General features: G+C 73.9%; 7 protein-coding genes. 6 read left to right on the top strand and 1 reads right to left on the bottom strand.

The window, feature by feature from the left end; translation table 11 throughout:
- The first annotated feature begins 209 nt into the window (after nucleotides 1-209).
- From ACFW5B_RS35060 to ACFW5B_RS35035, 6 genes are all read left to right on the top strand, one after another.
- Nucleotides 210-623: a DUF3151 domain-containing protein gene (locus tag ACFW5B_RS35060; RefSeq protein ID WP_386449122.1), complete on the top strand. Its 414-nt coding sequence runs from the start codon at nucleotides 210-212 to the stop codon at nucleotides 621-623.
- 222 nt (nucleotides 624-845) lie between these two features.
- The gene (locus tag ACFW5B_RS35055; RefSeq protein ID WP_386449119.1) at nucleotides 846-1,754 is read left to right on the top strand and encodes a tryptophan 2,3-dioxygenase family protein; all 909 of its coding nucleotides are present in this window, start codon (nucleotides 846-848) and stop codon (nucleotides 1,752-1,754) included.
- Nucleotides 1,755-1,764: 10 nt separating this feature from the next.
- A complete protein-coding gene (gene kynU, locus ACFW5B_RS35050) occupies nucleotides 1,765-3,093 on the top strand; it encodes a kynureninase (RefSeq protein WP_386449124.1) in 1,329 nt (442 codons plus the stop codon).
- On the top strand, nucleotides 3,090-3,881 hold the full coding sequence (locus tag ACFW5B_RS35045; protein ID WP_386449116.1) for an alpha/beta hydrolase: 792 nt from the start codon (nucleotides 3,090-3,092) through the stop codon (nucleotides 3,879-3,881). The genes kynU and ACFW5B_RS35045 overlap by 4 nt, the downstream gene beginning before the upstream one ends.
- A 67-nt stretch (nucleotides 3,882-3,948) precedes the next feature.
- Nucleotides 3,949-5,313 (top strand): sensor histidine kinase, encoded by a 1,365-nt coding sequence (locus tag ACFW5B_RS35040; RefSeq protein WP_386449113.1) that lies wholly within the window; start codon nucleotides 3,949-3,951, stop codon nucleotides 5,311-5,313.
- Nucleotides 5,310-5,966: a response regulator gene (locus tag ACFW5B_RS35035; RefSeq protein ID WP_386449110.1), complete on the top strand. Its 657-nt coding sequence runs from the start codon at nucleotides 5,310-5,312 to the stop codon at nucleotides 5,964-5,966. The genes ACFW5B_RS35040 and ACFW5B_RS35035 overlap by 4 nt, the downstream gene beginning before the upstream one ends.
- A 66-nt stretch (nucleotides 5,967-6,032) precedes the next feature.
- On the opposite strand, the gene ACFW5B_RS35030 is transcribed toward ACFW5B_RS35035, so the two are convergent.
- Nucleotides 6,033-6,494 carry a calmodulin-binding protein gene (locus tag ACFW5B_RS35030; RefSeq protein WP_386449107.1) on the bottom strand — a complete coding sequence of 154 codons (462 nt, stop codon included), beginning with the start codon at nucleotides 6,492-6,494 and terminating at the stop codon, nucleotides 6,033-6,035.
- Nucleotides 6,495-6,811 lie beyond the last annotated feature (317 nt).

Here is a 6,811-nt window from a genome sequence, read left to right as displayed (position 1 = left end):
GTCCGGACGTAAAGCGAAGCAGTCCGGACACCCTGCCCCGTAGGTCCGTCACCGCACCCCGACAGCCCCGCGCAGCGGACCAGGGCCCGCCGCAGGCGCAACGGCGGGCGCAGCGCGCAGCGGGCGACAGACGACGAACAACCCCCACGGCGGGCAAGCCGAAAGCGTGGGCCGAGGCCCAGCGCAACGGCACTGGCAGACTGGGGACCATGCCCATTCACGAGAACCTGCTCGGGGGTCCGCCCCCGACCCACCTGCCCGACGACCCCGAGCCCCGCGAGCTGCTCGCCGCGGGCACGGCCCCGGCCGACGTCGCCGCGAAGTACCCGACCTCCTCCCTGGCCTGGGCGCAGCTCGCGGACGACGCGTTCGAGGGAGGCCGGGTCGTCGAGTCGTACGCCTACGCCCGCACCGGCTACCACCGCGGTCTGGACGCGCTGCGCCGGGCCGGCTGGAAGGGCCACGGCCCGGTGCCGTTCGAGCACGAGCCCAACCGCGGCTTCCTCCGTGCGCTGCACGCCCTCGCCCGCGCCGCCCAGGTGATCGGCGAGCAGGACGAGTACGAGCGCTGCTCGGCCTTCCTGCGGGACTCCTCGCCGACCGCGGCGGACACCCTCTCCTGACCGGCCGCCGCCGGCCCCCGCACCGGGGCCGGCCGCGCTCCGGCCGGGGGAGCGCCCAGGTCAACGGGCCGGCCGCGCTCGCGGCCGGCCCTTGCGCGGTCGCTGTCCAGCACCGATGATTTCAGTGGGCCGGGCCATCCCGCGCCCGAGGGGACCGGGGCTCCCGAGCCGACGAGGAAGGGGCGGACCGCTACCCGGTAGTTCGCACCTGAGGAGTCCCTCATGTCGCAGCCGTCTCCCATCGACCCCCCGGACCCCGGACCGACCGCGCCCGCCGTGTGCCCGCTGTCGGCCGGCACCGCTGCCGACGGCCCGCCGTTCGCCCCGGACATGAGCATCGGCAGCAGCAGCACGACCCCGTACGAGGACTACGTCCAGGCGGGCGTCCTCACCCATTTGCAGCACCCGCTCTCCGACGACCCCGGCGAGATGGTCTTCCTGGTCACCACCCAGGTCATGGAGCTGTGGTTCACGGTCGTCGTGCACGAGTGGCGCACCGCCGCCGAGGCGCTGCGCCGCGACGATCTGCCGGTCGCCACGGACGCGCTGCGCCGCTCCACCTACGAGCTGGAGGCGCTGAACGCCGCCTGGAAGCCGCTCGCCCGGCTGACCCCCGCGCAGTTCAACGCCTACCGCGGCGCGCTCGGCGAGGGATCCGGCTTCCAGTCGGCGATGTACCGGCGGATGGAGTTCTTGCTCGGCGAGAAGTCCGCGTCCATGCTGGTGCCGCACCGCGGTGCGCCGCGCGAGCTGGCCGAGCTGGAGAAGGCGCTCCAGGAGCCGAGCCTGTGGGACGAGGTGCTGCGGATGCTCGCCCGGCGCGGCTGGGCGGTGCCCGAGGCCGTGCTGCGGCGGGACCCGACGCTGCGTTACGAACCGGACCCGGGGGTCGAGGCCGTCTGGGCCGAGATCTACGCCGGGCCGCAGGACTCCGAGCTGGTCCGGCTCGGTGAGGTGCTGACCGATGTCGGTGAGCTGATTCTCCGCTGGCGCCACGACCATCTGGTCGCGACCTGGCGGGCGATGGGAGCGAAGATGGGTACCGGTGGTTCCGCGGGCGTGGCCTGGCTGGAGAAGCGGGCCCGCAAGAACGTCTTCCCCGAGCTGTGGACGGCGCGGAGCCATGTCTGAGACCCCTGAGATGTCCGAGGCCACCGGCCGGATCGAGACCACCGGCCGCATCGGGCCCGCCGCGGCCCGTGAACACGCCGTGCGCGCCGCCGAGTTGGACGCCGCCGACCCGCTGGCCGCGGTCCGCGACCGGTTCGTCCTCGACCCCGCGCCCGACCACGCCTCCGGCGACGAGGCCGTCTACCTCGACGGCAACTCCCTCGGCGCGCTGCCCCGCGGGGTGTCCGACCGGATAGCCGACGTCATCAGCCGGGAGTGGGGCCGGCTGCGCATCCGGTCCTGGAGCGAGTCCGGCTGGTGGACCGCGCCCGAGCGGATCGGCGACAAGATCGCCCCGCTGATCGGGGCGGGGCCGGGCCGGGTGGTGGTCGGCGACTCGACCAGCGTCAACATCTTCAAGGCCGTCATCGGCGGCGTCCGGATGGCCGGCAAGGGCTGTACGGAGATCCTGGTCGATGCCACGACCTTCCCGACCGACGGCTACATCGTCCGTTCCGCGGCCCGGATGACCGGCCTCGCGGTGCGCCCGGTCGAGCCCGCGCGGATCGCCGACGAGGTCACCGAGCGGACCGCGCTGGCGCTGGTCAACCACGTCGACTACCGCACCGGCCGGCTCAACGACCTGCCCGGCATCACCCACGCGCTGCACTCCGCGGGCGCGCTCGCCGTCTGGGACCTGTGCCACAGCGCCGGCGCGCTGCCGGTCGGCCTCGACGCCCACCATGTCGATCTCGCCGTCGGCTGCACGTACAAGTACCTCAACGGCGGCCCGGGGGCGCCCGCGTACCTCTACATCCGCGAGAGCCTCCAGGAGCGGTTCGAATCGCCGCTGCCGGGCTGGAACTCGCACGCCGATCCGTTCGCCATGGATCCCGCGTACGCCCCGGCCGACGGCATTCTGCGCGGCCGGGTCGGCACCCCCGACATCCTGTCGCTGCTCGCCCTGGAGGCGGCGCTGGAGGCCTGGGACGGGGTGTCCATCGAGGAGGTGCGCACCAAGAGCCTGGCCCTGACCGACTTCTTCCTGGAGTGCGTGGCGGCCTATGTGCCGCCGGGCCGGGTGCGCTCGGTCACCCCGTCCGAGCATCATCTGCGCGGCAGCCAGGTGTCGTTGGCGTGTTCCCCCAAGCTCACCGCCGCGGACGGCAGCTCCCTCGCCGGGGAGGTGATGGACGAGCTGATCCGGCGCGGGGTGGTCGGCGACTTCCGCCGGCCCGATGTGCTGCGCTTCGGCTTCACCCCGCTCTACACGTCCTTCGCTGATGCGGAGCGGGCGGCCCGGGTGCTCGGTGAGGTGCTCGCGGCGCTGCCCGATGTGGAGTCCGGAGCGGCCGGGTGACGGTGGCCGGCGAGGAGACGGCGCTGCTGGGGCTCGCCCCGGTGGCGCCGGACCGGACGGTGGCCTACGGGCCGCATCCGGACCAGATCGTCGACGTCTACGCACCGCGGGCGGCCGGCGACGGGGCGGCGGCGGTCCGCGGCCCCGTGGTCGTCCTGCTGCACGGCGGGTTCTGGCGCGCGGCCTACGACCGCCGCCATCTCTCGCCGCTCGCCGCCGAACTGGCCGGGCAGGGGGTGCCGGTCGCACTCGCCGAGTACCGCAGGGTCGGCGCGGGCGGCGGGGCGCCGCAGACCTTCGAGGACGTCACGGCGGCCGTAGGAGCCGCCGGGGCGGCGCTGGCGGAGGACGGGGCGGACCCCGCCGTGATCCTGGCCGGGCACTCCGCGGGCGGCCATCTCGCGCTGCTCGCCGCCGCCCGGCCCGGCACCCCGGTGACCCGCGTCGTCGCGGTCGCCCCGGTCGCCGATCTCGCCCGCGCCCATGAGCTGGGGCTGAGCGGCGGTGCGGTGGCCGAGCTGCTGGGCGCCGGGCCCGGCCTCCCGGAGCGCCTCGCCGCGGCCGACCCGGCCCGCCGTCCGCCGCCGGCCGGCATCCCGGTCACGATCCTGCACGGCACCGACGACCCGGAGGTCCCGGTGGACCTCTCCCGCCGCTACACCGCACGGAACCCCGGCGGCACGGAGCTGCGCGAGTTGCCCGGCGTCGGTCACTACGCCCCCGTGACCCCCGGCAGCCCCAGCTGTCACACACTGATCCGTTGCGTGCACGGACTCCGTAGTACTTGAGGCGGACGCCCGCAGATCCCCACTGGTGGGGACGCCGCGGGGGCCCCCGTTGCTTACCGTTGTCAGCGTGAACGAGACGACCCAGACGCAGGGCTCCCTGCACTCGGAGGCACGGATAGCCCATGGCGCCCTGCACCGGCTGCGCCAGGACCTCTTCGTCGACGCCTTCGCCTTCCGTCCGCTGCCGCCGCTGGAGGACGCCAAGATCTCCCGTTGGGTGCCGTGGCTGCCGGGGCGGCTGCGGCGCTGGGCGTGCTGGCTGCCGCACCTGACCGTCGGCTTCTTCTCGGTGTGCGTCCTGCTGGCGATGCTGGCCAGTTCGGGGCCCGGACGGCTGCACGGCCTGCTGTCCGCCGCCTTCGCCGTGCCGGTCGCCGCGGCGCCGCTGCTCACCCTCTTCCGGCCGGTGGGCGCTTACTGGCTCGCGCTGTGCGCGTTCGTCGTGGGCGGCTCCGTCGACGCGGTCGTCGACCCGTGGGGCGATGTCTTCGGCAACGGTGCCTTCCCGGCCCTCCTCGCGGTGATGGTCCTGGTGGTGCTGCGCAGCCGGCCGCGGCTGGCCGCGGAGATGTGGCTGGTCACCTTTGCCGCCGCGGGGGTCATCATGCTGCTCACCGGGTCGGGCCTGGGCCAGCTGCCGCCGACGGCGTTCTTCTGCGCAGTGGTGCTGATCTCCGCCGCCGCGGTCCGTGCCTGGCGTGAGGAGCGCCGGCAGGTCGTCGAGACCCAGAGCGTCACCGAGGAGGAGCGCACCCGGCGCACGCTCCTGGAGGAGCGCGCCCTGATCGCCCGCGAGCTGCACGATGTGGTCGCCCACCACATGTCCGTCATCGCCATCCAGGCCGAGGCGGCGCCCTACCGCGTCAAGGACACCCCGCCCGAGCTGGCCACCTCGTTCGCGACGATCCGGGAGAACGCCGTCGCCGCGCTCGCCGAACTGCGCCGCATCCTCGGCGTGGTGCGCTCCGCCGACCCGGACGCCTTCGCCGAGAGCGACCCGGAGGCCCCGCAGCCCACCCTGGGCAACCTCGACTCGCTGCTCGACAGCGTCCGCGGCGCCGGGCTGGTCGTCGAGGCCGTGGTGACCGGTTCGCCCCGGCCGCTGCCGCAGGGCGTCGAGCTGTCCGCGTACCGGATCGTGCAGGAGGGGCTGAGCAACGCGCTGCGGCACTCTCCGGGCGCCGATGCCCGGGTGGAGATCTCCTACGTGCTGGGCGGACTGGGCGTACGGATTGTCAACGGCGCCCCGAGCCGGCTGGCCAAGCCGTCCCCGGGCGCGGGGCACGGCGTGCTGGGCATGCGGGAGCGGGTACAAATGCTGGGCGGCGAGATGACCGCCGAGCACACCGAGGACGGCGGCTTCGAGGTCGCGGCGTTCATCCCGGTGGCGAACACGACGGGTGAGACGAAGGCAGGGGGAGCGCGGGCATGATCCGGGTACTGATCGTCGACGACCAGGTGATGGTCCGGGAGGGCTTCTCGGTCCTGCTCAACGCCATGCCGGACATGGAGGTCGTCGGGGAGGCGGTCGACGGCCGGGAGGCGGTGCGCAAGGTCGCCGTCCTCAAGCCCGATGTCGTCCTGATGGACATCCGGATGCCGGAGATGAACGGCCTGGAGGCGACCCGCGAGATCGTGGCCGCCGACGCGGGCGCCAAGGTCCTCGTGCTGACCACCTTCGACCTGGACGAGTACGTCTACCAGGCGCTGCGCTCCGGGGCCAGCGGCTTCCTGCTCAAGGACGCCTCGGCCGGCCAACTCGCCGAGGGAGTGCGGATCGTGGCCTCCGGCGAGGCGCTGCTCGCCCCCACCGTCACCAAGCGGCTGATCTCCGAGTTCTCCCGTCTGGGCACGCCCCGCGCCCCCGCCCAGGAGCGCATCGCCGATCTCACGGAGCGCGAGACCGAGGTCCTGGTGCTGGTCGCCCAGGGCCTGTCGAACGGGGAGATCGCCGAGCAGCTGGTGGTCGCCGAGTCCACGGTGAAGACGCATGTCAGCCGCATCCTGGTGAAGCTGGGGCTGCGCGACCGCACCCAGGCCGCGGTGTTCGCGTACGAGGCACGGCTGGTGACGCCGGGCGGCTGAGGCCCCGGGCGGTGCGCGAGGGCCGCCGGCGGTGCCGTTCCGCCGGCGGCCCTCGTATGCGGCCCGCTACGGCTGCGGGACCTCCCGCAGCAGCTTCGAGCTCCAGGGGCACCAGATCAGTCCGGGCAGGAACGGTCCGCCGGCCTCGTCCAGATGCTCCTCGACATAGGGCGTGGTGGCGTCACAGACCTCGATGGCGAAGTCGAAGAAGTCGATGGTCTCCGGGCGCAGATGGAAGCTCCAGCGCCAGTTGTACGGGGCGGGGCGCTTGTCGATCCGGCCGATGACATGGGGCTCCGAGCTGGTCGCACCGCTCAGCAGATCGCGGGCGTGCTGGATCTTGCGCGGGTCGGTGATCTTGATGACGAACTCCGCGCGGGTGACGTCGGTCATCACGAAGTAGGCCGCCGCGTCGGCCCGGGTGCGCTGCGCGTCGCTCGTCTGCTTCCCCTGGGCGGGCCCGGCCGCCGTGACGGCGAGGAGCGCCGCCGCCGCGAGAATGCCGATCCTGGTGGTGATACGTCGCATGGAACCCTCCGGTGCCGCGGGTCGTGGTCACGACCGTGCGCACGGAAAGTAATGGGTGGATTACCGATAGCTCCAGAGTTACTGCGGGTTATCGCACCGCCAGGTGAAATGGCGAACAGTGACTGGCGGCCGCCGGGGTCATGTGCTGGGTCGTGTGCCGTATCCACACCCTGTGGACAGTCGCGCTCCGGCGCGCCATCGGGTACGGCAGTGGGGGGGGGGGGGGCGGGCCGGCCGCCGGGGCGGGCGCGGGCGCGGGGGGGGGGGGGCCGGGGGCGCGCCCGCGCCCCCGGGGGGCGGCGCGGGGGCCGCCGCCC

The organism is Streptomyces sp. NPDC058773 (assembly GCF_042746015.1).
In the GTDB taxonomy this organism is placed as follows: Bacteria; Actinomycetota; Actinomycetes; order Streptomycetales; family Streptomycetaceae; genus Streptomyces.
This window is presented reverse-complemented; position numbering and strand designations above follow the sequence as displayed.